Source organism: Caulobacter sp. CCUG 60055, from assembly GCF_022750545.1.
GTDB lineage: Bacteria > Pseudomonadota > Alphaproteobacteria > Caulobacterales > Caulobacteraceae > PUIC01.
The window spans coordinates 561,765-585,969 of the sequence record NZ_PUIC01000001.1; the positions used below are offsets into that span (position 1 = coordinate 561,765).

The following is a 24,205-nucleotide window of genomic DNA, read 5'->3' on the forward strand; positions in this document are numbered from 1 at the left end:
AGCTTTGTCCCTTGCAGTATGGTTAACCCCGGCAAATCTTGCCGCCGCCGAAACGCCGGCGTTAACGATAAATCCTGCTGATTTCACAGGTTTTCCCGCGCCCTCCAGTTGGCACGAAGCTCGCATGTCGCGCAGGGCCGGCGATCCCGCCGTCTGGCCCTGCAGGTAGTCCATGCGCCTCCCGTCGCTTCGCATGCTCGCTCTCGCCCTCGCCGTCGCCGCCCTCGGCGGCGCGCCGGCCATGGCCAAGTCGCGCATCAAGGACATCGTCGATTTCGAGGGCGTGCGCAGCAACAGCCTGGTCGGCTACGGCGTCGTCGTCGGCCTCAACGGCACCGGCGACACCCTGCGCAACTCGCCGATGACCAAGCAGAGCCTGGAGGCCATGCTCGAACGCCTGGGCGTCAACACCCGGGCCGGCAACCTCAACACCAAGAACGTCGCCGCCGTTATGGTCACCGCCCGGCTGCCGGCCTTCGCCGCTTCCGGCTCGCAGATCGACGTCACCGTCTCGGCGATGGGCGACGCCAAGAGCCTCCTGGGCGGCACCCTCCTCGCCACCCCGCTGGTGGGCGCCGACGGCGAGGCCTACGCCCTGGCCCAGGGCACGGTGCAGACCGGCTCGGTCTCGGCCCAGGGCGCTTCGGGCTCGTCGGTGACCAAGGGCGTGCCCACCGCCGGCCGCATCGCCAGCGGCGCCTCGGTCGAGCGCGAGATCGGCTTCCAGCTCGCCAATATGGGCCAGCTGCGGATGACGCTGCGCAACCCCGACTTCACCACCGCCCGCCGCATCGCCGACGTCATCAACCGCGTCTATCCCGGCGCGGCCGCGGCCGAAAATCCGACCATCGTGGCGCTGCGCGCGCCCGCCGGCCGCGACATGGTCAGCTTCATCACCGGCGTCGAGCAGCTGGAGATCGAACCCGACGCCCCCGCCAAGGTGGTGATCGACGAAGTCGCCGGCGTCATCGTCATGGGCGAGGCCGTGCGCATCTCCACCGTCGCGGTGCAGCAGGGCAACCTGACCATCTCGGTGCAGGAGACCCCGGCGGTCAGCCAGCCGCCGCCCTTCGCGCCCAAGGGCGCCCAGACCGTGGTGGTCCCGCAGTCGCAGATCACCGTCAGCGAGGAGCAGGGCAAGAAGTTCATCCAGCTCAAGCAAGGCGCTTCGCTGGCCACCCTGGTCGCCGGGCTGAACGCCCTGGGCGTCACGCCGCGCGACATGATCTCGATCCTGCAGACCATCAAGGCCGCCGGCGCCCTGCAAGCCGACATCGAGGTGCTGTGATGAGCGTCGGAGCCGCCGCGACCGCCGTCCCCCTCGACGTCCTCAAGCCGTCGACGCCCGCCGCGGCGCACGCCGCCGACCGCGAGAAGATCGCCAAGACCGCCAGGACGTTCGAGGCCCAGGTGCTGTCGACGATGCTGCAGTCGATGTTCGCCGACGTGAACATCTCGCCCCCCTTCGGCGGCGGCGCGGGCGAGGACGCCTTCAAGTCGTTCCTGACCGACGCCTTCGCCAAGAAGATCGCCGCCCGCGGCGGCGTCGGCATCGCCGCCTCCGTCCAGCGCGAAATGCTGAAGATGCAGGGACTGACCTGAGGATCACGCCATGAGCCAGACCACTTCCGCCCCCTCCGAGCAGGTCGAGCAGCTGATCGCGCTGACCGAGCGCCTGACCGGACTGATCGCCCAGGAATGCCAGGCGTTCGAGGCGCGCCGTCCCCAGGACGCCGCCGCCCAGCTGGAGGAGACCTCCAAGCTGGCCAACCTCTACAGGCATGAATCGATCCGCGCCCGGCGCGACGCCAAGATCATCGCCGACGCCCCGTTGGAGCAGCGCCTGCGCCTGATCCGCGCCACCGAGGGCTTCGACGCCGTGCTGGCCCGCCACGGCCGGGCGCTGGAGGCGGCCAAGACCGTCACCGAGGGCCTGGTCAAGGCCATCGCCGAAGAGGTGGCCTCGCAGCGCGCCAGCGGCGCCGGCTACGGCCCGGGCGCCGAGCCGACGACCGCCGACGCCACGGCCATCACCCTCAACAAGCGGGCCTGACCCCCGTCAGCGTCACCGTGTGGCCGACGCCGACGGCTTCCAAGAAGTCGGCGTCGTGGCTGACCGCCAGCAGCGCGCCGTCATAGCCGCGCAGGGCGCTCTCGACGGCCTCGATCGACTCCAGGTCGAGGTGGTTGGTCGGCTCGTCGAGGATCAGAAGCTGCGGCGGCGCCGGGCCGCAGAGCACGCAGGCCAGGGCCGCCCGCAGCCGCTCGCCGCCGGACAGCTCGCCGACGCGCCTGTCCCCCGCCTCCGCTCGGAACAGGAACCTGGCCAGGGCCGCGCGGCCGAGGTTGTCGGCGGCGGCGGGATGCAACCGGCGGAAATTGTCGATCAGGCTGTCCTGCGGCCGCAGGATCGCCGCGTGCTGGTCGAGCATGGCCACGCCGCCAGCCCGGACGATCCGTCCCCGCCGCGGCGCCAGCCGCCCCGCCGCCAGCTTCAGCACGGTGGTCTTGCCCGCCCCGTTCGGCCCGGCCAGGGCGACACGCTCGGGGCCGGTCAGGCGAAGCGACAGGCCGGCGACGAGATCGGGACCGGCGCCATAGCCGAACGAGACCTCCTCCAGGGCCAGCAGCGTCCTGCCCGGCGGCAGGCCGGTCGGCGGCAGGTCGAAGACCAGCGACGACGCCCGCTCGACCCTGCTCTCGGCGGCGGCGCGAGCCTCGGCGGCTTCGGTCCGCCGGCGCTCGGCCAGCCGGTTCTCCTTGCCCCCGCTCTCTTCGGCCCGCTGGGCCCGGGCGCCGAGCAGTATCCTCGGCTCGCCGCCCTTGGCGGCGGAGCGGCGGCCGGCGCCGTCGCGGCGGGCTTTTTTCTCGCGGGCGCGCTGCGCCTCGCGCGAGGCCTGCGCCACGGCCCGCTCGGCCTCGTCCAGGTCGCGCCGGGCCGCCGCCCGCTCCTGGGCCCTCCGCTCGACGTAGAGGTCGTAGTTTCCGCCGTAGACGCCGGCGCCCAGGGCCGACAGCTCGACGATGCGGTCCATCCGGCGCAGCAGATCGCGGTCATGGCTGACCACCACAGCGCCGCCGCGCCAGCCGGCCAGGACCTCGGCGACGATGCGCCGGGCGTCGCGGTCGAGGTTGTTGGTCGGCTCGTCCAGCAGCAGCATGTCGGGCTCGCGCGCCAGCAGCCCGGCCAGGGCCGCGCGGGTCGCTTCGCCGCCGCTGAGCGACGCCGCCGCCCGCGCCACGTCCAGGCCCGCGAGGCCGACTTGGGCCAGCGCCGCGTCGAGGCGCGCCGGCAACAGCCAGTCGGCGTCGGCGAGGTCGGCGGCCTCGCCCTCGCCCCGTTCGATGCGGTCGAGACGCTCCAGATCGGCGGAAACGCCCAGCAGGTCGGCGACCGTGGCCTCCGGGTCGGGCGCGACGCTCTGGCGCAGGACGCCGACGCGCCCCTTGACCGAGATCGTTCCGGCGGCCGGCGCGGCGAGACCGGCGATCAGGTTGAGCAAGGTGGTCTTGCCGGCGCCGTTGCGGCCGACGAGGCCGGTGCGTTCGCGGGCGAAGGCGAGGTCGAGGCCGTCGAAGAGAAGCCGGCCGTCAGGCGTGCGGCAGGACAGGCCCGCGAGCGTGATGATGGAAGACATGGAAGACCGTGATCGAGTGGGCGGAGCGGGCGAAGCTGGCGTCCGTCGCGCTGATCATGGCGGCCTCCATCAAGGGTTACGGGGTTCGATATAGGCGGGTCCGGCGGCCGACGCTAGCCGGGCGGCTGCGCCTGCCGCCGGACGACGGCGTCGATGTCGGCGCCGGCCGGCAACGTCCCGTAGCTTCGCCCCCAGTCGCCGTCCAGGCGCGAGGCGCAGAAGGCGTCGGCCACGGCGGGCGGAGCGTGCCGGACCAGCAGGGCGCCCTGAAGCAGCAGCGCCATGTCCTCGGCCAGGCGCCGGGCCCCGGTTTCGGCGACCGGTCCGGCCAGCCGGTCGGCGACCGACCGCACCGCGCGGTCCAGGCGCGGATCGGCGCCCTTGGCCAGAGCCGTTTCGGCGACATAGGCCTCGACCGCCGCCGGCTCCTTGCGCAGGGTGCGCAGGACGTCGAGGGCGATGACGTTGCCCGAACCTTCCCAGATCGCGTTCAGCGGCGCCTCGCGATAGAGCCGGGCCAGGGGCGCCTCTTCGACATAGCCGGCGCCGCCGTGGCACTCCATGCACTCGTAGACGAAGTTCGCATTGCGCTTGGTCAGCCAGTATTTGCCGAGCGCCACGGCCAGGCGCGAGAACGCCTTGTCCTCCTCGGTCTCGGCGTCGAAAGCGCGGGCGACGCGCATGGTCATGGCCGCGGCGGCCTCGTACTCGACCGCCAGGTCGGCGATCACCGCCTGCATCGCCGGCTGGTCGATCAGGGTCTTCTGGAACACCCGCCGGCCGCTGACGTGGTGCGCCGCCTGGGCCAGGGCCATGCGCATGATCCCCAGCGTGCCGGCCATGGTGTCGAGCCGGGTGTGGTGGACCATGTCGATGATGACGTTGACGCCCCGCCCCTCCTCGCCCAGCAGCAGGGCGTAGGCGTCGTGGTACTCGATCTCGCTGGAGGCGTTGGACTTGTTGCCCAGCTTGTCCTTCAGCCGCATGACCTGGACCCCGTTCCGCTCGCCGTCGGGCGTGATGCGCGGAACCAGGAAGCAGCTCAGGCCGCCCTCGGCGTAGGCCAGGGTCAGGAAGGCGTCGCTCATCGGCGCCGAGCAGAACCACTTGTGGCCCACCAGACGGTAGGCCTTGCCGGGCCCGCCCTGGCCGTCGAGCGGATAGGCCTTGGTCGAGTTGGCGCGCACGTCGCTGCCGCCCTGCTTCTCGGTCATGGCCATGCCGATGGTGACGCCGGCCTTCTCGGCGACCGGCCGCAGCGGCGCGTCGTACTTCCCGCCCAGCAGCTTGCCCAGCCAGGGCGCGGCGACGTCGGGCTGGTGGCGCAGGGCCGGCACGCTGGCGTAGGTCATGCTGATCGGGCACATCACCCCGGCCTCGGCCTCGGTGAACAGGGCCAGCAGGGCGGCGTGGGCGACGTGGCCGCCTGGACGGCCGGCGGTCCAGGCGATGTCGTGGATGCGGTGGTCCATCGCCAGCGTCATCAGCTCGTGATAGGCGGGATGGAACCGCGCCTCGTCCAGGCGGCGGCCGTAGCGGTCGAAACCGACCAGCTCGGGCGGATAGCGGTTGGCCGTCTCGCCCAGGTCGAGCACCTGCTCCGAACCCGCCGCCTCGCCCAGCGCCGACAGCGGCGCCTCGGTCCAGGCCCCGCCCTCGCGCACCGCCGCCTCGCGCAGCGCCGCGTCGGTCAGGAACAGGTTGCGTCCGGCGAACGGCGGCGGCTGGTTGAAGACCTCGTGCGTCTCCAGATGGGTCGCGGGGGCGAAGCGAAGCATGACGGCGTCCTCCTGCCGGCGATCATAGCCCGGCGGACGCCAGGGCAGGCAACCGATGACACCCTGCTGACAAGTCCTGTCAGCAGGGTGACGTTTGTTCGCAAATTGTTCTTGTGTTAATAGCGACTCCAAGCACTACATTCCGGTATCCCGCTGCGACCCTCCGCGGCTGAAGGCGTTTCGTTCAGGTCATGGCCGATCATCAGAATTTCATCCGCGTCCGCGGCGCGCGCGAACACAATCTGAAGGATGTCAGCGTCGACATCCCGCGCGGCGAGCTGGTGGTGCTGACCGGCCTGTCCGGCTCCGGCAAGAGCTCGCTCGCCTTCGACACCATCTACGCCGAGGGCCAGCGCCGCTATGTCGAGAGCCTGTCGGCCTATGCGCGCCAATTCCTGGAGCTGATGTCCAAGCCGGATGTCGACCTGATCGAGGGGCTGTCGCCGGCCATCTCCATCGAGCAGAAGACCACCAGCCGCAACCCGCGCTCGACCGTCGGCACCGTCACCGAGATCCACGACTACATGCGCCTTTTGTGGGCGCGGGTGGGCGTGCCCTATTCGCCGGCCACCGGCCTGCCGATCGAGAGCCAGACCATCAGCCAGATGGTCGATAAGGTGACCGCCCTGCCCGAGGGCGAGCGGCTCTACCTGCTGGCCCCCGTCGTGCGCGGGCGCAAGGGCGAGTACCGCAAGGAGATCGCCGAGTGGCAGCGCGCCGGCTTCCAGCGGCTGAAGATCGACGGCGAGTTCTACGCCATCGAGGACGCCCCGGCCCTCGACAAGAAGTTCAAGCACGACATCGACGTGGTGGTCGACCGCATCGTCACCAAGCCGGGCCAGGAGCAGCGCCTGGCCGACTCGATCGAGACCGCCCTGCGACTGGCCGAGGGCGTGGCCGTGGCCGAATGGGCCGGCGTCGAGGACGGCGAGACCGAGCCCCGGCGCATGCTGTTCTCGGAGAAGTTCGCCTGCCCGGTCAGCGGCTTCACCATCACCGAGATCGAACCGCGGCTGTTCTCGTTCAACAACCCGTTCGGCGCCTGCCCGGTGTGCGACGGCCTGGGGGTCAAGCTGACCTTCGACGCCGACCTCGTCATCCCCGACAAGGACAAGACCCTCTACAAGGGCGCCATCGGGCCGTGGGCCAAGTCCCCCTCGCCGTTCTACACCCAGACCCTGCAGGCCCTGTCGACCCACTACGGCTTCTCGATGGAGAAACCCTGGCACAGCCTCCCCGACCAGGCCAAGCGGGTGATCCTGCAAGGCACGGGGACCGAGAAGATCAAGTTCGCCTATGATGACGGCGCGCGGAAATACGAGGTCGCCAAGCCGTTCGAGGGCGTCATCCCCAATATGGAGCGCCGCTTCCGCGAGACCGACAGCGCCTGGGTGCGCGAGGAGCTGGGCCGCTATCAGTCCGAAACCCCGTGCGAAGCCTGCGGCGGCGCCCGCCTGAAGCCCGAGGCCCTGGCGGTCAAGATCGCCGGCCGCAACATCGCCGAGGTCTCGACCCTGGCCATCCGCCCGGCGCGGGACTGGTTCTCCGGCCTGGAGACCCAGCTCACCGACAAGCAGATGGAGATCGCCCGGCGGATCCTGAAGGAGATCAACGACCGCCTGCGGTTCCTGGTGGACGTCGGCCTCGACTATCTGAACCTGTCGCGCGGCTCGGGCACGCTGTCCGGCGGCGAGAGCCAGCGCATCCGCCTGGCCAGCCAGATCGGCTCGGGCCTGACCGGCGTGCTCTACGTGCTGGACGAGCCGTCGATCGGCCTGCACCAGCGTGACAACACGCGCCTGCTGACCAGCCTCAAGGGCCTGCGCGACCTCGGCAACTCGGTGCTGGTGGTCGAGCACGACGAGGAAGCCATCCTCACCGCCGACTACGTGATCGACATGGGGCCGGCCGCCGGCGTGCACGGCGGCAATATCGTCGCCGAGGGCAAGCCGGCCGAGATCATGGCCAACCCCAACAGCCTGACCGGCCAGTACCTGACCGGGACCCGCGAGATCGAGGTTCCCGAGGACCGCCGCCCCTTCTCGAAGAAGAAGATGCTGCGGGTGGTCGGCGCGCGCGGCAACAACCTCAAGGACATCACCGGCGAGATCCCCGTCGGCGTGTTCACCTGCATCACCGGCGTCTCCGGCGGCGGCAAGTCGACCTTCACCATCGAGACCCTGTACAAGGCCGCGGCCCGGCGGCTGAACAACGCCTCGGACGCCCCTGCCCCTTACGACCGCATCGAGGGGCTGGAGAATTTCGACAAGGTCATCGACATCGACCAGTCGCCGATCGGCCGCACGCCGCGCTCGAACCCGGCCACCTATACCGGCGCCTTCCAGCCCATCCGCGACTGGTTCAGCCAGCTGCCGGAAGCCAAGGCCCGCGGCTACGGCCCCGGCCGGTTCAGCTTCAACGTCAAGGGCGGCCGCTGCGAGGCCTGCCAGGGCGACGGCCTGATCAAGATCGAGATGCACTTCCTGCCCGACGTCTACGTCACCTGCGACGTCTGCAAGGGCAAGCGCTACAACCGCGAGACCCTGGAGATCCTGTTCAAGGGCAAGTCGATCGCCGACATCCTCGACATGACCGTCGAGGAGGCCGCCGAGTTCTTCAAGGCCGTGCCGCCGGTGCGCGACAAGATGGAGACGCTCAAGCGGGTCGGCCTGGGCTACATCCATGTCGGCCAGCAGGCCACCACCCTGTCCGGCGGCGAGGCCCAGCGGGTCAAGCTGTCCAAGGAGCTGTCACGCCGGGCGACCGGCCGTACGCTCTACATCCTCGACGAGCCGACCACGGGCCTGCACTTCGAGGACACCAAGAAGCTGCTCGAGGTGCTGCACGAGTTGGTCGACCAGGGCAACACGGTGGTGGTGATCGAGCACAATCTCGACGTCATCAAGACCGCCGACTGGCTGGTCGACTTCGGTCCCGAGGGCGGCGACGGCGGCGGCCTGATCGTCGCCTCGGGCACGCCGGAGAAGGTCGCGGCCACGCCGGAAAGCTGGACCGGCCGCTATCTGGCCGAGGTGCTGGAGCGGCACGAGACCCGTCGCCGCGAACGCGTCGCCGCGCTCAAGCGCGCCTGACGCCGCCGGGCGAAGGCGTAACGCCTTCGTCCGGGGCCTTTGCTCGGACCGCCCGTTAGAACACCTCGGAAGGATCGGCGGTCAGGGACTGGTAGATGCTGGCGGACGGCCCGACGAGCAGGGTCAGGCCCAGCGGCCAGAGCAGGGCCGAAAACACCAGATAGATCAGGGTGATCGGGGTGAAGTACGTGGCCATGGAGGTGGTGTCGGGCTTGAACACCGCGCCCGCCGCGCCGACGCCGCCCGTCACCGCCGCCAGCGCCATGAAGATGGTCAGGCCCAGCATGTAGACGATGAAGGCGAAGATCGCCGCCAGCATGTAAGCGCCGAGGATCGGCCAGAACCGTCCCTTGGTCAGCCGCCACGAGGTCGGCAGGCTGATCTGGCGGGTGTCGAAGGCGACGGCGTTGGTCAGGGACAGCCGCACGACGATGAACAGCAGCGCGCCGATCGCAGAAATGACGACGGGGACGCCGACGAAGACCGCCGCCACCTTGCTCATCGCCGCGACCGAGATGATGACCACGACGGCGGCCAGGACCAGGCCGAAATAGGCGGCGAACACCACCAGCCCGACCAGCAGCAGGGCGCCCAGCTGCAGCAGTTCGTCGACGCCGAAACGCAGATAGCCCGCCCGATCCTCCTGGGGACGCAGGACGGCGCGGTAGGTCGCCGCGTAAAACACCGCATAGACGGCGAAACCGATCAGGGACGCCACCAGCAACGCCGGGGCGGCCTGGGCGAAGGCCGCGCTGATGGCGGTGGGATCGTTCTTCAGTTCGGGCGATTCCAGCCGGGCCAACGCGCCGCCGCCGAACAGGATCATGCAGCCGCCGCTGATCACGGTCTGCACGAACATGACGGCGGCCCACCACAGGATGATCTGCGGCTTGGACTGGATGAGCCGAAATCCGGTGAAGGCGGCATGCGTCGCCGAGAACTTGTTCATCGCTTCCCCTTGTCGCCCGCGCCGGCGGGATTCGCGCCGACGCCCCTTGGCGGCGCGCAGTTAGACACAAGTTCGGACGCGAGGCGACAGGCCCTGACCCGGCGGCGGCCCCGAACGCCTAGTCCATGCCCGCGCCGTGGTGGGCGACGAACGCCTTGTAGGTGTCGAGCGCCACGCCGGTCATGATGGTGACGAGCACGGTCTGCATCAGGGCGTAGAACACCTGCGAGACCACGGCGCCGAAGGTGAAGTACCCCGCCAGGGTGCTGGTGTCGGGCGCCAGCGCGGCGCCGACGTCCGAGAGCGCCCCGCCGGTGGAGAGCACCACCACGGCCATCAGGATGAAGGCCAGGACCATCACCGCCACGAACACCACCAGATACATCACCGCCGCCAGCAGATAAGCCCCGGTCAGCCGCCAGAACACGTTGCGGGTCAGGCGCCAGGGCTCGCGCAGGGCGATGCGGTGCTCGTCGATGGCCAGGGCGGCGGCCGGGGCCAGCCGCACGAACACCACGATGGGGATCAGGAAGCTGGCGATGTCGCCCAAGAAGTGGACGACGACGCCGGCCGGGGTGTTCTGCAACAGGGTCAGGGCGACGCTGAGCAGGCCCTTGACCGCCGTCACCGCCACGAACCCGACCAGGAACACGATGAGCAGCAGCCGCAGGATGCGCCATTCGTCCGAGCCGAAGCTCAGGGTCGCGGGGCGGCTGCGGTGCAGATAGAGGCGGAAGGCCGAGGCGGCGACGATGGCCATGGTCAGCACGCCGAGCAGGTTCGAGACGATCAGCACCGGGGCCATGGACGGCAGCAACGCGACCATGGCCGCCAGGTCGGGCGGATTGGCCTGGCGCAGGGCGTTGAAGGCGACGAGCACCGAGCGCGGGGTCATGTAGTCGTTGGCCAGGGCCGTGGCCAGGTTACCGATGAAGAACACGCCGGTCCACGCGGCCAGGGCGCCCGGATGCTCGCGCCCCAGTCGGAACCCCTCCAACGCCGCGTCGGCGGACGAAAACCTAGCCATGCCCCAACGGCCTCCCAAGGCGCGATCGCGCAGGCCCATATAGTCGGAAGCGGAACCGCCCGCCATGCGCCATATGGGATTTTTATCCGCGCGCGGAACGGCCTATAAGACCCCCATGTCCATCAAGCCCATCCATGTCGTCGGCGGCGGTCTCGCCGGCTCCGAAGCCGCCTGGCAAATCGCGCAGGCCGGCGTCCCGGTCGTGCTGCACGAGATGCGTCCCGTCCGCCGGACCGACGCCCACCATACCGACGGCCTGGCCGAACTGGTCTGCTCCAACTCCTTCCGCTCGGACGACTGGGAGTACAACGCCGTCGGCCTGCTGCACGCCGAGATGCGGCGCTGCGGCTCGATCATCATGGCCAGCGGCGACGCCCACCAGGTGCCGGCCGGCGGCGCCCTGGCCGTGGACCGCGATGGCTTCTCCCAGGCGGTGACCGCCCGGCTGGAGGCCCACCCGCTGGTCAGCATCGTCCGCGAGGAGGTCGCCGGCCTGCCGCCGGAAGACTGGGACAGCGTGGTGGTCGCCACCGGCCCCCTCACCTCGCCGGCCCTGGCCGAGGCGGTTCTGGCCCTGACCGGGGAGGACCAGCTGTCGTTCTTCGACGCCATCGCCCCCATCGTCCACGCCGACAGCATCGACATGTCGAAGGCGTGGCGGCAGTCGCGCTATGACAAGGAAGGCCCCGGCGGCGACGCCGCCGCCTACATCAACTGCCCGATGGACCAGGCCCAGTACGAGGCGTTCATCCAGGCGCTGCTCGACGGCCCCAAGGCCGAGTTCAAGGATTGGGAGAACGTCCCCTATTTCGACGGCTGCCTGCCGATCGAGGTGATGGCCGAGCGTGGCCGCGAAACGCTGCGCTACGGCCCGATGAAGCCGGTCGGCCTGACCAATCCGCACACCCCCGGCGTCAAGCCTTGGGCGGTGGTCCAGCTGCGCCAGGACAACGCCCTGGGCACGCTCTACAATCTGGTCGGCTTCCAGACCAAGCTGAAGCACGGCGCCCAGACCGAGGTGTTCCGCACCATACCGGGCCTGGAGAACGCCCAGTTCGCCCGCCTCGGCGGTCTGCACCGCAACACCTTCATCAACAGCCCGCGCCTGCTCGACGCTTCGCTGCGCATGAAGGTCCAGCCACGTCTGCGCTTCGCCGGCCAGGTGACCGGGGTGGAAGGCTATGTCGAGAGCGCGGCGGTCGGCCTGCTGGCCGGCCGGTTCGCCGCCGCCGAACGCCTGGGCGCGGACCTCGCGCCGCCGCCGCCGACCACGGCCCTCGGCGCCCTGATCGCCCACATCACCGGCGGCCATCTCGAAGGCGGCAAGTTCCAGCCGATGAACGTCAATTACGGCCTGTTGCCGCCGATGGAGGCGCCGAAGAAGGACGCCGAAGGCCGCCGCTTGCCGACCTCGGAACGCGGCCGGGCCAAGAAGCGGCTGATGAGCCTGCGCGCCGTCGCCGACCTGGGCGCCTGGCTGGACCCGGCCGCCCAGGCCGCGGCGGAATAGGACGCCGGGGCTTCAGAGCCGCCCCAGCAGGACCGCCGCCGTCAGCCGCAGCCGCCGCTCCAGATCGGACGGCGCGCGGCCCCCCGCGTAGACCGTCGCCAGGGCGGCGTAGGCGACCGCCGGGAACGCCGACACCGGCAGCGCCCGCGCGCCGCGCCGCGCCGCGCCCACCTCGGCCGACACCAACGCCCGCATGTCCAGGCCCGCCGGCGCACGGCCGAGGCGCATCAGGCCGGCCAGTCCCCAGGCCTGGGCCGCCGGGCGCAGCGCCTGGGCGTCCGCCGCGCCGAGGACGCCGGCCGCCAGGGCCATCAACGCCCCCGACGCGCCGTCGACATAGGCCCTCGCCGAGGCCTCGTCCGCGAACGGCGTCCGGTCCAGGTCGGCGAAGCGGGCCTCGACCATCGCCTCCAGCGGCTCGCGGGCCAGCCCGCGCCGGCGGGCGGCCGTCGCCAGGGCCTCCAGCACCGGATGGCGGCGCGGCGGCTCGCCCGCGAAGATCGCGTCGATCGCCTCGCGCCACCATGTCAGCCGGATCTCGCCGACCAGCGGCTCGCGAACGGTCTCGGCGACGTGGGCCAGTTCGTAGTTCAGGGCGTAGAGCGCGACGACGTCGGCGCGCTGCTCGGCGTCGGCGATGAAGCGGCTGGCCAGCCATCGATCCGGATCGACCCGGCGCACAAGGGCGTCGAGGTCGTCGTCTGCGGCGGGGCTCGAAGGGTCGGTCATGGTCCGAAAAGCAAGGGGCCCGCCACACGGGCGGGCCCCGATTCTCCTGAAAGGCTCGACGTCAGCCGAACAGCGTCTGGTTCATGGTCATGGTCGCCAGCATCGGGATGCTGAGCAACAGGTTGGTGCGCGAGAACAGCATGGCCGTGCGCCCGGCCTTGGCCTTGGCGTCGGCGTCGGCTTCGACGATGCCGAGGGCGATCTTCTGGTTCGGCCAGATGAACACCCACACGTTCAGGAACATGATCGTGCCCAGCCACATGCCCAGGCCGATGAAGGTGTCCTTCGGATTGGCGAAGCCTTCGGTCGCGCCCAGGGTGACGGCGCTCAGCAGATAGCCGCGCGTCACGGCCAGGATCAGCCCCATCACCCAGGTGGCCAGGGCCGCCCAGCGGAACCAGAACAGCGCCTCGGGCGCGATGTACTTGGAGACCGCCGGCTTCAGCTCGGCGGGAATGTCGGGCATCTTCCGGATCTGCACGAAGTTGAAATAGTAGAGCAGGCCGATCCAGAGGATGCCGAAGAACACGTGAAGCCAACGGAACACGGCTTCCCAGAAGATCACGCCGCCGCCGCTATGCATGAAGTAGCCGACGACGATGACCAGCGCCAGGATCACGCTGACAATCACGGTATTGCGAAAATTCGACAGAAGACCAGCCATGGTCCAGCGCCCCTTAAGAGTCCATCCCTGCCCTATTCTATAGGCGGAACGGCGGCGGCTGACAGCGGAGATTTCGCCCCGGCCGCACGGCCGCTGGTCAGACCGCAATCAGCGCCGCGGCCAGGCGGCGGCCCTCGGCGGCCAGGACGTTGTACTCGCGCGCGGCGGTGGGGGTGTCCATGAACTCCAGGCCGACTCCGGCGGCCTTGAGCGCCTCGCGCACGGCGCGGGGCGGCAGGGCCTGGACCGTCCCGGTGCCCAGCAGAACGAACTCGACCTCGCGCGGGCCGGCGGCGATGACCTCGGCGAAGTGCTCGGGCCCCAGCTCGGCGAAGGCGCGCACGGGCCAGAGGCGCGGCTCGTCCGACAGGATGAGCAGCGAGCCTTCCCGCCGCTCTCCCGACACACGGAACCCGCCCCCGCCATAGGCGTCGATCGAGGGCGGCTGACGGGCGGCCATCGACCCCGTCCCGGACTAGCGGGCCGTCGCCGGCTTGATCGGCTCGGCCTCGTCGAGGTCGCCGCGCTTGACGCCCCAGAGCAGGATCAGCGGCAGGGCGACGTAGATCGACGAATAGGTGCCGATCAGGATGCCGAACACCATGGTGAAGACCAGGGGGAACAGCACCGGCCCGCCCATGAACAGGGCGCCGACCAGCGCGATCAGCGCGGTGGTGCCGGTGATCAGGGTCCGCGACAGCCGCTCGTTCTCCGACAGGTCGATGACGTCGCGCAGCGGCATCTTGCGATACTTGCGCAGGTTCTCGCGCAGACGGTCGAAGGTGATGACCTTTTCGTTCATCGAGTAGCCGATGACGGTCAGCAAGGCCGCGATCGAGGTCATCGAGAACTCGATCTGCATCACCGCCAGCACGCCCAGGGTCAGCACGATGTCGTGGAACACCGCCAGCACGGCGCCGAAGCCGAACTGATAGGGGAAGCGGAAAGCTATGTAGCAGAGCATCAGGAACAGGGCGACGCCCAGCGCCATGAAGCCGTGGGTCAGCAGCTCGCCCGACACCTTGGGGCCGACCACGTCGACCTTCTTGAACTGGATGCCGGGAATGTCGGCCGACAGCCGGGTCTTGATGTCGTTGACCACCTGCACGGCGCTCTGGCCGGGCTGGGGGCTGAAGCGCAGCATGGCCGAGTTCGGGGCGCCGAAGCCCTGAACCTGGGCGTCATGCGCGCCCATCTTGCCCAGGTCGGCGCGCAGCTGGGCCAGCGGCGCCGGACCGGGGGTGACGATCTCGATGAGCGTGCCGCCCTTGAAATCGATGCCAAGGTTGAGGCCGAGGAAGATCAGGGCGGCCACGGCGGCGATCAGCGCCACCGCCGAGATTCCGGCGGCGATCGGCGCGAAGCTGACGAACTTGAAGTGCGTCTGCCGCGGCAGGTAGCGGATGAGGGGCCAGCGCATTCTCAGCGTCTTCCTTAGGCGATCGGCAGGGCCTTCGGCTTGGCGGCGCGGAACCACCAGCCGATGAGGACCTGGGTAATGAGGACGGCGGTGAACACCGAGGTGATGACGCCGATGAACAGGGTCCAGGCGAAGCCCTTGATCGGTCCCGAGCCGAACTGGAACATGATCAGGGCCGAGATCAGGGTGGTGACGTTGGCGTCGATGATCGACACCAGCGCCCGCCGGTAGCCCTGGTCCGCCGCGCCCATCGGACTGCGGCCGGCATGGGCCTCGTCGCGCATGCGCTCGTAGATCAGCACGTTGGCGTCGACCGCCACCGCCAGGGTCAGGATCAGACCGGCGATGCCGGGGAAGGTCAGCGTCGCCTGGGTGAACGACATCGCCCCCAGGATCATCAGCACGTTGACGGCCAGGGCGACCGCGGCGAACACGCCGAACAGGCCGTAGGCCAGGACGATGAACACCACGATGGCGGCGGCGCCGATGGCCAGCGAGATGCTGCCCGCCTTGATGGCGTCGGCGCCCAGTTCGGCCCCGACGGTGCGCTGCTCCTCGATCTTCAGCGGCGCCGGCAAGGCCCCGGCGCGCAGCAGCACCGCCAGGTTGTTGGCCGTCTCGGGCGTGAAGTTGCCGGTGATGATCCCCGAGCCGCCGGTGATGGCGGTCTGGATGACCGGGGCCGAGATCACCTTGTTGTCCAGGATGATGGCGAAACGCTTGCCGATGTTCTGCGAGGTGACGTCGCCGAACTTGCGGCCGCCCTGCCCGTTGAAGCGGAACGACACCGCCGAGCGGCCGTGGTCGTCGAAGGTCGAGCTGGCCGTGGTCAGCATCTCGCCGGTGACGAGGGCGCGGCGCTTGACCAGGATGAGTTTCTCGGGCGCGTCGGGATAGGGCAGCAGCACCGAACCCGGCGGCACGCGGCCGGCGGAGGCCTCCTGCACGCTGACGGTGTCGTCGACCATCTGGAAGGTCAGCTTGGCGGTCTGGCCGATGACGTTCTTCAACCGCTCGGGATCGCTCTCGCCCGGCGCCTGGACGACGATGCGGTTGACGCCCTGACGGTTGATCGACGGCTCCTTGGTGCCCAGTTCGTCGATCCGGCGACGGATGATCTCGATGGACTGGTCGACGGCCTTGCCGGCCTCGGCCGTCATGGCGTCGTTCGACAGGGAAAGCTGGATGCGCTGGTCAGACTGGGTGCTGACGCTGAGGTCGCGCCCACCCCCGGCCAGCGGCTGGCCGAGCTTGTTCAGCTCCTGAAACGCCGCCTGCATCTGGCCCGGATCGGTGATCCGGACGCTGACCACGCCGTTCACCTGGCCAAGGCCGGTGAAGGTGATCTGCTTCTCGCGCAGGCTGTTGCGGACGTCCTCCAGCAGGTTGCTCAGCTTCTCAGCCTTGAGGGCGTCGACGTCGACCTCGTAGAGCAGCGAGGAGCCGCCCTGCAGGTCGAGCCCCAGGTTCAGCTTCTTGTGCGGAACCCAGACGGGCAGAGAGTCGACCATCTTCTGCGGCATCAGGTTCGGCGCCGTGAAGGCGATCCCGAACACCGTAGCCAGCACGCAGACGATGATTTTCCAGCGCGACAGATTGATCATCGGCGAGCAGCCTTCCCCCAGACGACCGTAGTCAGGACTTGCCGTCGTTGGCGGGGGCGGGCTCGCCGCGGGTGCGGACGTCGGCGATCATCGACTTGACCACCTTCACCGTGACGCCCTGGGCGATCTCGACGCCGACCTCGGCATCCTCGACGCGGACGATCTTGCCGACCATGCCGCTCGACAGCACGACGACGTCGCCGCGCTTGACGGCGGAGATGGCGGCCTGGTGCTCCTTGGCCCGCTTCTGCTGCGGACGGATCATCAGGAAATAGAACAGCACGATCAGCAGGACGATCGGCGCGAACTGGATCAGCATTTCCTGCGGGCCGCCGGCGGCGGCTCCAGCGGCTCCGACGGTCTGCGCCATGGCCGGGGTAGCGAACATGGGGTCTCCAAGCATTACGGTATCGGCCGCCGGACGTCGGCGGCCTCAAAAGGTCGGCGGAAGCTATGCGTTCGCCTCCCCTTTTGCAATGCGCCGCGCCCGCCGCTAAGTGTTCGCCCCGTCGGGAGGGGCGGCCTCGCCCCGCATCCACGGGGAAGTGTGCGTCGTGAAGATCAAGGATCAACTCGCCCGGATCGCCGAGGCGCTGGAGCGCCTGGCGCCCGCCGCCGCGCCCGAGGCCGACCTCTCCGCCGCCCGCCTGTTCCGCTACGAGGCCGGCGAGGCGCGGTTCGCGCCGGCGCCGGACTATCCGCTCGACATCGCGCTGCTGGTCGGGGTGGACCGCCAGAAGAACCGCTTCGCCGAGAACCTGTCGCGGTTCGCCCGGGGGCTGCCGTTCAACCACGTGCTGCTGTGGGGCTCGCGCGGAGCCGGCAAGAGCTCGATCTCCAAGGCCGCCTTCATGGCCTGCGCCCGCGAGAACCCGGCCCTGCGCATGGTCGAGATCGACCGCGACGAAGTGACGGCGCTGCCCGGCCTGTTCGACCGCCTGCGCGGCCGCGCCGAGCGGTTCGTGGTGCTGTGCGACGACCTGTCGTTCGAGGAAGGCGCGTCGGCCGCGAAGTCGCTGAAGTCGGCGCTGGAGGGCGGCGTGGCCGGCCCGCCGGAGAACGTGCTGTTCGTGGCCACCTCTAACCGCCGCCACCTGATGCCCAGGGCGCACGAGGATCGCGGCCTGATCGATTCCGCCGAGGACGCCGAGGAGGAGGTCAGCGTCTCCGACCGCTTCGGCCTGTGGATCGGCTTTCCGCCGATGGACCAGAACGCCTATCTGGCGGCGGTGAACATCTACGCCGACCGCTTCGACCTGCGCGTCGAGGACCTCGACCGCCGGGCGCTGCAATGGGCGCAGCTGCGCGGCGGCCGCTCCGGACGGGTGGCCTGGCAGTTCGTCCGCGACCTCGCCGGCGAGCTGGGCAGACCCCTGCCCCTCTGACCGGCGTCGACCGGGGGCCTCGGCCCCCGGCCCGCTACTTCGGCAGGACCAGCGTCGGGTCGACGGGGCGAGCCTTGTCCTTGGGCGACGGCGCGTAGCGGATCTCGAAGTGCAGCTGCGGCTGGTCGACGCCGCCGGTGTCGCCGACCTGGCCGATCTCCTGGCCCTGGACCACGCGGTCGCGGTTCTTGACCGACGCCTTCTGCAGGTGGGCGTAGGCCGTCACCCAGCCGCCGTCGTGCTTGACCAGGACCAGATTGCCGAAGCCCGGCACCTGGTTGCCGGAATAGACCACTTCGCCGCCGGCCGCCGCCCGGACGCTTTCGCCCATGCCGGCGGCCAGATCGACGCCGTCGTTGCGTTGGCCCGCGCCCTTGGGGCCGAAGCCGGCCAGCAGCCGTCCGCGCAACGGCCATTCGAAGCGTCCGCGCCCGGCGGCGGCCACGTCGGAATCCGAAGGCGGCGTGCTGCTTTCGACGATGGCCGGCGCCCCGCTGGCCGGCGGAATGGTCGGCCGGGAATTGGGATAGAGCGACGAATAGGGCCGCGGTCCCGCCGTGGTCGAGGCCGAGCGGCTCGGCGGCGGGGCGGCGGACGGCGGCGGCGTCGTGGCCGGGGGCTGGACGACGGGCGGCGGGGCGGCGGCGACCTCCCTGGGCGGCGCCGGCTGCGGGCGGCGCGGCGCGGCGACCGTCACGGTCTTGGACAGGGGGCCCCCGTCCTTGAAATCGGCCGGCAGGACGACGCGGCTGCGCGCCTTCAGACGCGGATTGGCCGAGCTGAAGTCGTTCAGCGCCTGCAGAACCTTGGGGTCGGCGTCGAACCGCTTGGCGATCCCCGCCAGGGTGTCGCCGGACTCGACCACATAGGCCTTGGGCGCCGGGATCTTGATCGTGTCGCCCGCGCGCAGGTGATAGGGCGACTTCAGCTTGTTGGCCTCGATGATGGCCTTCTTGGCGGCGCCGAAGCGGTCGGACAGCGCCTCGACATTGTCGCCCTTGCGCACCTCCACCTCGGCGACGCCGCCCGGATTGGCCTGCACCTTGCCTTCGATCGAATAGACCGTCTTGGTGGTCGGCTTGGCCGGCGCCTCGACCTCGGCCGCCGGCTCGACCGCCTTGCGGCCCTTCAGCGGCGGCTCCGCGGCGGCGAGGCCCGCGCCGCCGTCCACGGCGTCGATGGGCAGGCTCAGCTTCTGGCCGACATGCAGGCTGGTCGATTCCATGCCGTTCAGGCGCATCAGCGCCTTGGGCTCGACGGCGAAGCGGCGGCCGATGGCCGACAGCGTGTCGCCCGACTGGACCACATAGGCCTGGCGGCTGGGCACGGTCAGCACCTGCCCCGGCTTCAAGGCGTAAGGCGATTTCAGGCCGCTGGCCGAGGCGATCTCCCGGCGCGGCGTCTTCACGCTGGCGGCGATCAGGTCGAGCGTCTCGCCCTCGGCGACGGTGATCTCGCGTTCCGAGGCGAGGGCCTGCACCGCCCCCCGCGCGATCGGCTTGGACGAAACGGCCGGAGCCTCGGCCGCCGGCGGCGGGACGGCGGGCCTGGAAGGCGGCGGCGCGGTCGTCGAGCCGGCCAGCGGCGGCAGGGACTGGGTCTGGACCGAGGCGCTGGGCGCCGCGCCCGTCACCCCGCCCGAGGCGGTTTCCGGCGACGGAGAAGGCGGCGGCGCGGCGGTCGGCGGCCGCGAGGTCGGCGCGACCGGTTCGGCGCCGCCGGGCGCGGCGTAGCCCTTGTAGGGGGCGTACTGGGAGCGCGTCTCGCAGGCGGCCAGGGCCGCGGCCGCGGCCAAGACCAGGGCCGCGCGACCCGCCGTTCCGATCCAGAATTTCGTCATCGCCGCTCCGCTCTTCACACTGCGGGACTCAATTGAAAGGCGGGCGGACAGCATCGACAAATCCACGCGTGTCCGCCAGGCCCGCAAACTACTACAAAGGGGCTAGCCCCCGACGGCTTCGTCCAGACCGGACGGGCCGACCATGCTCGACCGTTCAAAGTTCCTTGGCGACCCCGTCGAGGAGCGGCACGAAGCGCACCTCGCACAGGGTCTCGCTGACGAAGCCGCCGCGGCCGTCGCCGGCGTAGCGGATCAGCTTCTGCACCGGCCCCTTCCCTATCGGCGCGACGAGAACCCCCGACGGCTTCAGTTGAGCCAGCAATTTCTTGGGTTCGGAAGGCGCCGCCGCCGTGACCAGAATGCGGTCAAAAGGCGCCTGCTCGGCCCAGCCCTCGCCGCCGTCGCCGAACTTGGTGATGACGTTGGTCAGCTGCAGGGCCTTGAAACGCGTCTCCGCCTCGCCGAGCAGCGTGCGGTAGCGTTCGACCGTGTAGACCAGCCGCGCCAGGCGCGACAGCACCGCCGTCTGATAGCCCGAGCCCGTGCCGATCTCCAGGATGCGGGCGCGCGGCTCGATGGTCAGGGCCTGGGTCATCAGGCCGACGATGAACGGCTGGCTGATGGTCTGGCCGCAGGCGATCGGCAGGGCCGAATCCTCGAACGAGCGTTCCTGGAACAGCTCGGGCACGAACAGTTCGCGCGGCGTCTTCTCGATGGCCGACAGCACGGCCGGGTCCGTCACCCCCTGCGAGCGCAAGGCGAGGACCAGCTTGGCCAACCGCTCGTCCGAAGTCGTCTTCTTCTCCGCCACGCTCATCCTTTCGGCGGCGCCCCGCCCAGAACCTGTTTCAGGTCGCTGACGGTTTCAAGGTGGGTCAGATCGATATGCAGCGGCGTCACCGAGATGCGCCCCTCGTAAATGGCGTTGAGATCGGTTCCCGGCGCCGGCGTCGACGGCCGCCCATGGAAGCCCATCCAGTAATAGTCGCGGCCGCGCAGGTCGACCCGCCGCTCGGCGTGCATGTTGGAGACGTCGCGGAAGCCCTGCCGGGTGACCTCGACCTCCTTGACCAGCTCGGGCGGCAGGTTCGGGAAATTGAGGTTCATCACCACGTTGGCGGGCCAGCCGACCGCGATCAGGCGCTTGACGATCCCCGGAGCGAAGGCCTCGGCGGTCTCCCAGTGCGCCTTCACATCGTCGTGAAACAGCGCCAAGGACTGGCTGAGGGCGATCGACGGCACGCCGAGGGCCATGCCCTGGATCGCCCCGGCCACGGTGCCCGACATCGTCACGTCCTCGGCGATGTTGTGGCCGCGATTGACGCCGGAGAGCACCAGGTCCGGCTTGCCGTCCGTCACCAGGTCCTGGATCGCCAGCATGACGCAGTCGGTCGGCGTGCCGGCCACCGCGAAGCGCCGGTCGTCCAGCTTGCGCACCCGCAAGGGCGAGGTCAGGGTCAGGGCGCGCGAGGCCCCCGACTGTTCGACCTCGGGCGCGCAGATCCAGATATCGTCGGACAGCTGGCGGGCGATCCGCTCCAGCGAACCCAGGCCCTCGGCGTGGACGCCGTCGTCGTTGGTGAGCAGGATGCGCAAGCTCAGGCCTCGCCGCCGATATGCGTCGCGCCGCCCATATAGGGCTGCAACGCGGCCGGGACGGCGATGCGCCCCTTCTCGTCCTGATAGTTCTCCAGCACGGCGACCAGGGTGCGGCCCACCGCCAGGCCAGAGCCGTTGAGCGTGTGGACGTACTGCGTGCCCTTCTCGCCGGCGCGCTTGAAACGGGCGTCCATGCGCCGGGCCTGGAAGTCGCCGCAGTTCGAGCACGAACTGATCTCGCGATAGGTGTTCTGCGACGGCAGCCAGACCTCGAGGTCGTAGGTCTTGCGGGCGCCGAAGCCCATGTCGCCGGTGCACAGCAGCATGGTGCGGAACGGCAGCTCCAGCTTCCTCAGCACGGCCTCGGCGCAATCGACCATGCGCTGATGCTCGGCCTCGGACTGGTCCGGGGCGGTGATCGAGACCAACTCGACCTTGTAGAACTGGTGCTGGCGGATCATGCCGCGGGTGTCGCGGCCCGAGGCGCCGGCCTCCGAACGGAACGACGGCGTCAGGGCCGTCAGGCGCATCGGCAGCTCCTCGGCCCCGACGATCTGGCCCATGACCATGCTGGTCAGCGACACCTCGGCGGTGGGGATCAGCCAGCGGCCGTCGGTGGTCTGGAACAGGTCGTCGGCGAACTTGGGCAGCTTGTCGGTGCCATAGGCGGCCGCGTCGTTGACCAGCAAGGGGGGCGACACCTCGGTATAGCCGTGCTCGCCGGTCTGCACGTCGAGCATGAACTGGCCGAGCGCCCGCTCCAGCCGCGCGATCTGGCCCTTCAGCACCACGAACCGCGCGCCCGACATGCGGGCGGCAGCCTCGAAGTCCATGCCGCCGAGACCGCCGCCAAGGTCGACGTGATCCTTCGGCGCGTTCAGCCGTGCGGCCGGAACGCCGGCGGGGTCGCCCCAGCGGCGTTGCTCGACATTGCCGTGCTCGTCCTCGCCGAACGGCACGTCGGCGGCGGGGATGTTCGGCAGGGCGGCGAGGATTTCGCGCAACGCCTCGGCGGTGTCGCGCTCGATCTCGGTCTGGGCGGCGATGTCGCCCTTGAGCGCCTCGACCTCGGCCATCAGCCGCTGGGCTTCGGCCTCGTCCTTGCGGGCCTTGGCCTGGCCGATCAGCTTAGAGGCGTCGTTGCGGCGCGACTGGGCGTCCTGCAAGGCGGTCTGGGCCGCGCGCAGCCTGGCGTCGAGGACCAGGATCGCCGAGGTCTGCGACGACAGCCCCTTCGACTCCCAGGCCCGGTCGAACGCCTCGGGATTGTCGCGGATGGCCTTGATGTCGTGCATGGAGGGACGCCGAATGCAGGTGGAGCGGCCTTCCTTAAGGCGCGTCGCGGGATCAGCCAACCTCTAGGACGTTACAATCTGGCGCGCGCCGACCCGAAAGCACGGCCGCCGCGCCAGGGGATCGGCGCATCAGGGGATCGTCGCCACGTCCTGGCTCGACGCCTCGTCCTCGCGCTTGCGGCGAAGCTCGATCAGCTTCACGCACCAGATCGACACCTCGTAGAGCAGGCAAAGCGGCAGGGCGAGGCTGATCTGGCTGATCGGGTCCGGCGGCGTGACGATGGCGGCGACGACGAACACGCCGACGATGGCGTAGCGGCGGCCCGACGACAGCATCTTGGAATCGACGATGCCGGCCATGCCGAGCAGGCTGAGCACCACCGGAAGCTGGAAGCACAGGCCGAAGGCCAGCAGCAGGGTGGTCACCAGGCTGAGATAGTCGGAGACCTTGGGCAGCAGTTCGACCGACACGTCCGGGCCGATGATCTGCTGGCTGAGCGAGAACCACAGCACGAAGGGCAGCATGACGAAATAGACCAGCGCCGCCCCCATCAGGAACAGGGCCGGCGAAGCGACCAGGAACGGCAGGAAGGCCCGGCGTTCGCGCTTGTAGAGCCCCGGCGCCACGAAACGGTAGAGCTGCCAGGCCAGAACCGGGAAGGTGATCGCCACCGAGCCGAACGCCGCCAGCTTGACCTTGGTGAAGAAGAACTCCAGCGGCGCGGTGAAGACGAACTTCAGCCCCTGCCCGCCGGGCGCATGCGGCACTTCCTTCAGGCCGGTCAGGGCCAGCAGCAGGTCGAACGGTCCGTGCTTGCCGCCCGAGGCCTTCTGCGCCGCCAAGAGCTCCGCCCCGACCTGGAACGGGTGCAGCAGGAACATGTAGATCCTGTCCGAGAAATAGAAGCAGAGCAGGAAGCCGGCGAACAGCGCAGCGATGCTGACGACCAGCCGGTAGCGCAGCTCGACCAGATGTTCGAGCAGCGGCGCGCGCGAGGCTTCGATCTCGGTGTCGTCGTCGGTGTAGCTCAAGACGCGGTTTCCGGCGCGGCGGCCTTGCGGCGCGCGGTTTTGGAGGGGGCCTTGGCCGTCTTGGCGGCGGGCGCACGGCGAGCCGCCGGCGCGGCCGGCGAAGCGGCCTTGGCCTTGGCGGCCTTCGGCTTGGTCGCCGTCTCGCCCTTCGGCTTGGCCGGGGCCTTGCGCTTGGGCTTGGCGGCCGGCGCGGCGGCGGCCTCGGGAACGGTCGCCGGGGCGGGGGCCAAGGGCGCGTCCGGCGCGTGGGCGGCGATTTCCGACGACATCGGCGGCGAGAACTGCATCTGCGCCCCGCCCAGACCGCGGTCGATCTCGTCGAACACGCTCTGGACCTGAGGATCATGGCCCTCGGCCACCGGCAGGGGCGGCGTGTAGCGGGCCTGGCGCATGGCCTCGACCTCGCGGCGCAGCTCGTCCAGCTCGGATTGCCGCGCCATCTCGTCGAAGCTGGCGCGGAACTCGGCGGCCATCCCGCGCATCTTGGCGACGAACTGGCCGATGCGGCGCAGCAGGATAGGCAGGTCCTTCGGCCCGACGACCACGAGGGCGACGATGGCGACAACCAGCAGGTGGGGTCCGAAATCGGGCAGCATCAGACGGCCTTAGCGCGTTTCGGCGCGGATCGACAACAGATCAGCCG

General features: G+C 70.0%; 22 protein-coding genes. 6 read left to right on the plus strand and 16 right to left on the minus strand.

Annotated elements, in window-relative coordinates; all coding sequences use genetic code 11:
- Positions 1–172 precede the first annotated feature (172 nt).
- The 3 genes from C5708_RS02645 to C5708_RS02655 are packed head-to-tail and all read left to right on the plus strand — an operon-like array spanning position 173 to position 2,053.
- Complete coding sequence (locus C5708_RS02645) at positions 173–1,288, plus strand: flagellar basal body P-ring protein FlgI (RefSeq protein WP_242917548.1); 1,116 nt, start codon at positions 173–175, stop codon at positions 1,286–1,288.
- Positions 1,288–1,602: a rod-binding protein gene (locus C5708_RS02650; RefSeq protein WP_347566991.1), complete on the plus strand. Its 315-nt coding sequence runs from the start codon at positions 1,288–1,290 to the stop codon at positions 1,600–1,602. The genes C5708_RS02645 and C5708_RS02650 overlap by 1 nt, the downstream gene beginning before the upstream one ends.
- A gap of 10 nt (positions 1,603–1,612) precedes the next feature.
- Complete coding sequence (locus C5708_RS02655; RefSeq protein ID WP_242917550.1) at positions 1,613–2,053, plus strand: flagellar basal body protein; 441 nt, start codon at positions 1,613–1,615, stop codon at positions 2,051–2,053.
- On the opposite strand, the gene C5708_RS02660 is transcribed toward C5708_RS02655, so the two are convergent.
- Both C5708_RS02660 and C5708_RS02665 read right to left on the minus strand, forming a co-directional pair.
- Entirely contained in the window at positions 2,037–3,638 is a 1,602-nt protein-coding gene (locus C5708_RS02660) for an ABC-F family ATP-binding cassette domain-containing protein (RefSeq protein WP_242917552.1), read from the minus strand. The two genes, C5708_RS02655 and C5708_RS02660, sit on opposite strands and share 17 nt — an antisense overlap.
- Positions 3,639–3,751: 113 nt before the next feature.
- Positions 3,752–5,416 carry an isovaleryl-CoA dehydrogenase gene (locus tag C5708_RS02665; RefSeq protein ID WP_242917554.1) on the minus strand — a complete coding sequence of 555 codons (1,665 nt, stop codon included), beginning with the start codon at positions 5,414–5,416 and terminating at the stop codon, positions 3,752–3,754.
- 191 nt (positions 5,417–5,607) lie between these two features.
- Between C5708_RS02665 and uvrA the strand changes: the two genes are divergently transcribed.
- Positions 5,608–8,508, plus strand: coding sequence for an excinuclease ABC subunit UvrA (gene uvrA, locus C5708_RS02670; protein WP_242917556.1), 2,901 nt, complete (start codon positions 5,608–5,610; stop codon positions 8,506–8,508).
- A gap of 55 nt (positions 8,509–8,563) precedes the next feature.
- Here uvrA and C5708_RS02675 read toward each other — a convergent pair whose 3' ends face one another.
- Together C5708_RS02675 and C5708_RS02680 are read right to left on the minus strand one after the other, a co-directional pair.
- Positions 8,564–9,457: a hypothetical protein gene (locus C5708_RS02675; RefSeq protein ID WP_242917558.1), complete on the minus strand. Its 894-nt coding sequence runs from the start codon at positions 9,455–9,457 to the stop codon at positions 8,564–8,566.
- Positions 9,458–9,575: 118 nt separating this feature from the next.
- Positions 9,576–10,484: a hypothetical protein gene (locus tag C5708_RS02680; protein ID WP_242917560.1), complete on the minus strand. Its 909-nt coding sequence runs from the start codon at positions 10,482–10,484 to the stop codon at positions 9,576–9,578.
- Positions 10,485–10,599: 115 nt separating this feature from the next.
- On the opposite strand from C5708_RS02680, the gene trmFO reads away from it, so the two are divergent.
- Positions 10,600–11,994 (plus strand): methylenetetrahydrofolate--tRNA-(uracil(54)-C(5))-methyltransferase (FADH(2)-oxidizing) TrmFO, encoded by a 1,395-nt coding sequence (gene trmFO / locus C5708_RS02685; RefSeq protein WP_242917562.1) that lies wholly within the window; start codon positions 10,600–10,602, stop codon positions 11,992–11,994.
- A gap of 12 nt (positions 11,995–12,006) precedes the next feature.
- Here trmFO and C5708_RS02690 read toward each other — a convergent pair whose 3' ends face one another.
- From C5708_RS02690 to yajC, 6 genes are all read right to left on the minus strand, one after another.
- Entirely contained in the window at positions 12,007–12,723 is a 717-nt protein-coding gene (locus tag C5708_RS02690; RefSeq protein WP_242917564.1) for a squalene/phytoene synthase family protein, read from the minus strand.
- A gap of 61 nt (positions 12,724–12,784) precedes the next feature.
- Complete coding sequence (locus tag C5708_RS02695) at positions 12,785–13,387, minus strand: urate hydroxylase PuuD (protein WP_242917566.1); 603 nt, start codon at positions 13,385–13,387, stop codon at positions 12,785–12,787.
- Positions 13,388–13,484: 97 nt separating this feature from the next.
- Positions 13,485–13,847, minus strand: coding sequence for an Mth938-like domain-containing protein (locus tag C5708_RS02700; protein ID WP_242917568.1), 363 nt, complete (start codon positions 13,845–13,847; stop codon positions 13,485–13,487).
- A gap of 15 nt (positions 13,848–13,862) precedes the next feature.
- Positions 13,863–14,807 (minus strand): protein translocase subunit SecF, encoded by a 945-nt coding sequence (gene secF, locus C5708_RS02705; protein ID WP_242917569.1) that lies wholly within the window; start codon positions 14,805–14,807, stop codon positions 13,863–13,865.
- A 14-nt stretch (positions 14,808–14,821) separates the two neighbouring features.
- On the minus strand, positions 14,822–16,411 hold the full coding sequence (gene secD, locus C5708_RS02710; protein ID WP_242917571.1) for a protein translocase subunit SecD: 1,590 nt from the start codon (positions 16,409–16,411) through the stop codon (positions 14,822–14,824).
- 31 nt (positions 16,412–16,442) lie between these two features.
- Positions 16,443–16,730: a preprotein translocase subunit YajC gene (gene yajC / locus C5708_RS02715; RefSeq protein ID WP_242918049.1), complete on the minus strand. Its 288-nt coding sequence runs from the start codon at positions 16,728–16,730 to the stop codon at positions 16,443–16,445.
- A gap of 235 nt (positions 16,731–16,965) precedes the next feature.
- On the opposite strand from yajC, the gene C5708_RS02720 reads away from it, so the two are divergent.
- Complete coding sequence (locus C5708_RS02720; RefSeq protein WP_242917573.1) at positions 16,966–17,796, plus strand: ATP-binding protein; 831 nt, start codon at positions 16,966–16,968, stop codon at positions 17,794–17,796.
- Positions 17,797–17,830: 34 nt separating this feature from the next.
- Here the strand turns inward: C5708_RS02720 and C5708_RS02725 are convergent, their stop codons facing one another.
- The 6 genes from C5708_RS02725 to tatB form a co-directional block, all read right to left on the minus strand.
- Positions 17,831–19,636 carry a LysM peptidoglycan-binding domain-containing M23 family metallopeptidase gene (locus C5708_RS02725; protein WP_242917575.1) on the minus strand — a complete coding sequence of 602 codons (1,806 nt, stop codon included), beginning with the start codon at positions 19,634–19,636 and terminating at the stop codon, positions 17,831–17,833.
- A 154-nt stretch (positions 19,637–19,790) separates the two neighbouring features.
- Positions 19,791–20,447 carry a protein-L-isoaspartate(D-aspartate) O-methyltransferase gene (locus C5708_RS02730; RefSeq protein WP_242917577.1) on the minus strand — a complete coding sequence of 219 codons (657 nt, stop codon included), beginning with the start codon at positions 20,445–20,447 and terminating at the stop codon, positions 19,791–19,793.
- Between the two features lie 2 nt (positions 20,448–20,449).
- A complete protein-coding gene (gene surE, locus C5708_RS02735) occupies positions 20,450–21,232 on the minus strand; it encodes a 5'/3'-nucleotidase SurE (RefSeq protein ID WP_242917579.1) in 783 nt (260 codons plus the stop codon).
- 2 nt (positions 21,233–21,234) lie between these two features.
- Positions 21,235–22,530 carry a serine--tRNA ligase gene (gene serS / locus C5708_RS02740; RefSeq protein ID WP_242917581.1) on the minus strand — a complete coding sequence of 432 codons (1,296 nt, stop codon included), beginning with the start codon at positions 22,528–22,530 and terminating at the stop codon, positions 21,235–21,237.
- Between the two features lie 129 nt (positions 22,531–22,659).
- On the minus strand, positions 22,660–23,562 hold the full coding sequence (tatC, locus tag C5708_RS02745; RefSeq protein ID WP_242917583.1) for a twin-arginine translocase subunit TatC: 903 nt from the start codon (positions 23,560–23,562) through the stop codon (positions 22,660–22,662).
- Complete coding sequence (tatB, locus tag C5708_RS02750; RefSeq protein ID WP_242917585.1) at positions 23,559–24,158, minus strand: Sec-independent protein translocase protein TatB; 600 nt, start codon at positions 24,156–24,158, stop codon at positions 23,559–23,561. Before tatB ends, tatC begins: the two co-directional genes overlap by 4 nt.
- Positions 24,159–24,205: the final 47 nt, after the last annotated feature.

Excerpts from the sequence above, each read along its gene's own strand:
- C5708_RS02645 (WP_242917548.1), top strand. The coding sequence starts at position 173 with ATGCGCCTCCCGTCGCTTCGCATGCTCGCTCTCGCCCTCGCCGTCGCC.
- C5708_RS02650 (WP_347566991.1), top strand. The coding sequence starts at position 1,288 with ATGAGCGTCGGAGCCGCCGCGACCGCCGTCCCCCTCGACGTCCTCAAG.
- C5708_RS02655 (WP_242917550.1), top strand. The coding sequence starts at position 1,613 with ATGAGCCAGACCACTTCCGCCCCCTCCGAGCAGGTCGAGCAGCTGATC.
- C5708_RS02660 (WP_242917552.1), bottom strand. The coding sequence starts at position 3,638 with ATGTCTTCCATCATCACGCTCGCGGGCCTGTCCTGCCGCACGCCTGAC.
- C5708_RS02665 (WP_242917554.1), bottom strand. The coding sequence starts at position 5,416 with ATGCTTCGCTTCGCCCCCGCGACCCATCTGGAGACGCACGAGGTCTTC.
- uvrA (WP_242917556.1), top strand. The coding sequence starts at position 5,608 with ATGGCCGATCATCAGAATTTCATCCGCGTCCGCGGCGCGCGCGAACAC.
- C5708_RS02675 (WP_242917558.1), bottom strand. The coding sequence starts at position 9,457 with ATGAACAAGTTCTCGGCGACGCATGCCGCCTTCACCGGATTTCGGCTC.
- C5708_RS02680 (WP_242917560.1), bottom strand. The coding sequence starts at position 10,484 with ATGGCTAGGTTTTCGTCCGCCGACGCGGCGTTGGAGGGGTTCCGACTG.
- trmFO (WP_242917562.1), top strand. The coding sequence starts at position 10,600 with ATGTCCATCAAGCCCATCCATGTCGTCGGCGGCGGTCTCGCCGGCTCC.
- C5708_RS02690 (WP_242917564.1), bottom strand. The coding sequence starts at position 12,723 with ATGACCGACCCTTCGAGCCCCGCCGCAGACGACGACCTCGACGCCCTT.
- C5708_RS02695 (WP_242917566.1), bottom strand. The coding sequence starts at position 13,387 with ATGGCTGGTCTTCTGTCGAATTTTCGCAATACCGTGATTGTCAGCGTG.
- C5708_RS02700 (WP_242917568.1), bottom strand. The coding sequence starts at position 13,847 with ATGGCCGCCCGTCAGCCGCCCTCGATCGACGCCTATGGCGGGGGCGGG.
- secF (WP_242917569.1), bottom strand. The coding sequence starts at position 14,807 with ATGCGCTGGCCCCTCATCCGCTACCTGCCGCGGCAGACGCACTTCAAG.
- secD (WP_242917571.1), bottom strand. The coding sequence starts at position 16,411 with ATGATCAATCTGTCGCGCTGGAAAATCATCGTCTGCGTGCTGGCTACG.
- yajC (WP_242918049.1), bottom strand. The coding sequence starts at position 16,730 with ATGCTGATCCAGTTCGCGCCGATCGTCCTGCTGATCGTGCTGTTCTAT.
- C5708_RS02725 (WP_242917575.1), bottom strand. The coding sequence starts at position 19,636 with ATGACGAAATTCTGGATCGGAACGGCGGGTCGCGCGGCCCTGGTCTTG.
- serS (WP_242917581.1), bottom strand. The coding sequence starts at position 22,530 with ATGCACGACATCAAGGCCATCCGCGACAATCCCGAGGCGTTCGACCGG.
- tatB (WP_242917585.1), bottom strand. The coding sequence starts at position 24,158 with ATGCTGCCCGATTTCGGACCCCACCTGCTGGTTGTCGCCATCGTCGCC.